This window comes from Nocardioides sp. P5_C9_2 (assembly GCF_054049555.1).
Window position 1 is genome coordinate 1 of sequence record NZ_JBFUMD010000383.1, and the last position, 3,857, is coordinate 3,857.

Consider the following 3,857-nt stretch of genomic DNA (forward strand, 5'->3'; position numbering starts at 1 on the left):
GAGCAGCACGGTCGACGCCACGACCCGCGCCTGCACCGAGCGACGCCAGAACGTCAGTGCCCGACGCAGGGCGTACGAGCACCGGTCGACCGTCTGCTGGAGCCTCGTCGTCGAGGAGGGGGTGGACATGGGCGTGGGTCGTCCGGCCGTCAGGCCGTGCCGGCCTTGTAGCCCACACCGCGCACGGTCACGACGATCTCGGGGTTCTCCGGGTCGTGCTCGACCTTGGACCGCAGCCGCTGCACGTGCACGTTGACCAGGCGGGTGTCCGCGCTGTGCCGGTAGCCCCACACCTGCTCGAGCAGGACCTCGCGGGTGAACACCTGCCACGGCTTGCGCGCGAGGCACACGAGCAGGTCGAACTCGAGGGGGGTGAGGTTGACCTGCTCGTCGGCCCGGGTCACCGAGTGCCCCGCCACGTCGATGGCCAGGTCACCGATGGTGAGCGCCTCGGAGACGGGCGCCTCGGAGCGGCGGACGCGCGCCCGGATCCGGGCGATGAGCTCCTTGGGCTTGAACGGCTTGACGATGTAGTCGTCGGCCCCGGACTCGAGGCCGACGACCACGTCGACGGTGTCGCCCTTCGCGGTCAGCATCACGATCGGCACGCCGGACTCGGCGCGGATCTCCTTGCAGACGTCGATGCCGTCCTTGCCGGGCAGCATGAGGTCGAGGAGGACCAGGTCGGGACGGAAGCTGCGGAAGGCCTCGAGGGCCTCGTCACCGCGACCGACGACCTGGCTCTCGAAGCCCTCCTGCCGCAGCACGAGGGAGAGCATCTCCGCCAGGGACGAGTCGTCGTCGACGACCAGGATGCTGCCCCTGGTGGGATGCTGCTCGGCAGGTGGTGTCATGCCCCAAGTCTGCCTCAGTAGCGGTACAGGTCGGACTTGAACGGCCCGGCCACGTCCACACCGAGGTAGGCAGCCTGCTCCTTGGTGAGCTCCGTCAGCTCGACGCCGAGGGCGTCGAGGTGCAGGCGAGCCACCTCCTCGTCGAGGTGCTTGGGCAGCACGTGGACCCCGAGCTCGTACTCGTCGGCCTTCGTGAAGAGCTCGATCTGCGCCAGCACCTGGTTGGTGAAGGAGTTCGACATGACGAACGACGGGTGGCCGGTCGCGTTGCCGAGATTGAGCAGACGCCCCTCGGACAGGACGATGATCTTCTTGCTCGCCTTGTCCTCGGTCGCCGGGAAGATCCACTGGTGGACCTGCGGCTTGATCTCGTCCTTGACGATGCCGGGGATCCTGGCCAGACCCGCCATGTTGATCTCGTTGTCGAAGTGACCGATGTTGCCGACGATGGCCTGGTGCTTCATCTTGTGGAAGTGCTCGACCGTGATGATGTCGAAGTTGCCGGTCGTGGTGATGAAGATGTCGGCCGTCTCGACGACGGACTCGAGGCGCTTGACCTCGTAGCCGTCCATGGCCGCCTGCAGCGCGCAGATCGGGTCGATCTCGGTGACGATGACGCGAGCACCCTGGCCGCGCAGCGACTCGGCGGAGCCCTTGCCCACGTCGCCGTAGCCGCAGACGACCGCGACCTTGCCGCCGATCATGACGTCGGTGGCGCGGTTGAGGCCGTCGATCAGCGAGTGCCGGCAGCCGTACTTGTTGTCGAACTTGGACTTGGTGACCGAGTCGTTGACGTTGATCGCCGGGAAGAGCAGCGTGCCCTCGCGGAAGCGGTCGTAGAGGCGCAGGACGCCGGTGGTGGTCTCCTCGGAGACGCCCTTGATGTCCTTCGCGAGGGTCGTCCAGTACTGCGGCTTGGCCTCGACCGAGCGGGCCAGGACACGCAGCACCTCCTTGAACTCCTCGTTGTCGGTGCTGTCCTGCGACGGCACGACACCGGTCTTCTCGAACTCGACGCCGAGGTGCAGCAGCATCGTGATGTCGCCGCCGTCATCGAGCAGGACGTTGGGGCCGCACTCCGCGCCGTGCTCGTCGGTGAAGGCGAAGACCTTCTCGGCCTCGTCCCAGTACTCGGCCAGCGACTCGCCCTTCCAGGCGAAGACGGGCGTGCCCCGGGGGGCGTCGACGGTGCCGTCACGTCCCACGACGACGGCCGCGGCCGCGTGGTCCTGGGTCGAGAAGATGTTGCAGGTGGCCCAGCGCACGTCGGCACCGAGGTCCACGAGGGTCTCGACGAGGACGGCGGTCTGGATCGTCATGTGCAGCGATCCGGCGACGCGGGCGCCCGCGAGGGGCTGGTCCGCGCCGTAGCGCGCGCGCATGGCCATCAGGCCGGGCATCTCGTGCTCGGCGAGCTCGATCTCCTTGCGCCCGTACTCGGCCAGGCTGAGGTCGGCGACCTTGAAGTCCATCGGTTGTCTCCTGAAGTCTGTGGAGCAGGTCTGCGCCGCACGTCTGTGCGTCGTCGGGATCTCCCGGCGCGGACCTCAGAAGCGTAGGACGGGGCTCACATGTTCGGAGAATCCTCGGCGGGGGCGTCCTCGTGCTCCTGGGCACCGTGACCGCCACCCACGCCGACCAGCCGCAGCACGACGAGCACCAGGGCCCCGACCACGAGTCCGACGAGCGCCGAGACGAGGGTGTTGACCACCCAGCCGGCCAGGCCGCCGAGGGCTCCACCGACGGCGTCGTGGACCGCGACCTCCCAGTGGTGGACGACGTCGTACGGCGCGTGGAGCACGTCTCCGAGCCACGTGCCCTCGAGCAGTCCGTCGTGCCCGCCGATCTCGTAGAGGCTGACCAGGAAGATGTGGCCACCGACCCACAGCATGGCCAGGGTGCCGATCACCGAGATGGCCGACAGCAGCTTGGGCATGGCCCCGACCAGACCCGCGCCGACCTTCTGGGCGAGTCCCGAGTCCTTCTCCGCCAGGTGCAGCCCGACGTCGTCCATCTTCACGATGAGGGCGACCACGCCGTACACGAGCACGGTGATGAGGACGGCCACGACGGCCAGGACGATCGCCCGGACCCAGATGCTCGCGTCGGGGTCGGAGCTGACCACCTCCTTGAGGGCGATCACCATGATCTCGGCCGACAGGATGAAGTCGGTGCGGATGGCGCCGGCGACGGTCCGTGCCTCGTGCTCGGGGGTGAACTCGCCCTGGCCGGCGAGCTCGTCCTCGGCCCCGGGCTGGTGCCCGCCGACCCTCTCCCAGACCTTGTGCGCGCCCTCGTAGGCGAGGAACCCGCCGCCGAAGATGAGGATCAGCGGCAGCAGCTGCGGGAGGAACTGCCCCAGCAGCACGGCCGCCGGCAGGATGAAGAGCAGCTTGTTGCGGAGCGAGCCGATCGCGATCTTCTTGATGATCGGCAGCTCGCGCTCGGCGGCGGAGCCGTGGAGGTACTGCGGGGTGACCGCGGTGTCGTCGACGACCACACCGGCCGCCTTCGCGCTCGCCCGGCCGGCGGCGGCCCCGATGTCGTCCACCGACGCCGCGGCCACGCGGGCGAGGGCGGCCACGTCGTCGAGCAGGGCGAAGAGTCCTGCTGCCATCAGAAGGTCCTGCTCGATGCGGTCACGCGCGCAGCCTATCCGCGGACGGCACGGTCCCCGACCGGTCGTCAGCCCTCGACGAAGCCGATGCGGAGGTACTCGGAGGCGTAGGTGCCCTGCAGGACGAGCGAGGCGTAGCGCGCGACCTCGGTCGCGGCCTCCGCACCCACGGTCTCGACGCGTACGCCGCGGCGTGCGGCCGCGGCCTGCAGCCGGCCGCGCTGCTCGCGGACCGCCGGGTCCTCGGTGCCGTCGTCCAGCACCACCAGCAGGGGTCGCAGGTCGGCGGGCGCGTCGGCGGCGTCGGCGAACGGGTCGGCGAACACGTCGCGCGGGCGGGCCGCCTCGAGGACGGGGACGAGGTGCTCGGCGTCACCGGCGAGCGC

General features: G+C 69.5%; 4 protein-coding genes. All 4 read right to left on the reverse strand.

Going from position 1 to position 3,857, the window contains the following annotated elements; genetic code table 11:
• Positions 1–149 precede the first annotated feature (149 nt).
• Positions 150–854: an MtrAB system response regulator MtrA gene (gene mtrA, locus ACXJKL_RS16540; RefSeq protein ID WP_457208114.1), complete on the reverse strand. Its 705-nt coding sequence runs from the start codon at positions 852–854 to the stop codon at positions 150–152.
• Positions 855–868: 14 nt separating this feature from the next.
• Positions 869–2,326 carry an adenosylhomocysteinase gene (gene ahcY, locus ACXJKL_RS16545; protein WP_457208115.1) on the reverse strand — a complete coding sequence of 486 codons (1,458 nt, stop codon included), beginning with the start codon at positions 2,324–2,326 and terminating at the stop codon, positions 869–871.
• Positions 2,327–2,421: 95 nt separating this feature from the next.
• Complete coding sequence (locus ACXJKL_RS16550; protein ID WP_457208116.1) at positions 2,422–3,471, reverse strand: DUF808 domain-containing protein; 1,050 nt, start codon at positions 3,469–3,471, stop codon at positions 2,422–2,424.
• Positions 3,472–3,539: 68 nt separating this feature from the next.
• The coding region (locus ACXJKL_RS16555; protein WP_457208117.1) for an SIS domain-containing protein at positions 3,540–3,857 on the reverse strand (318 nt) is incomplete at its 5' end.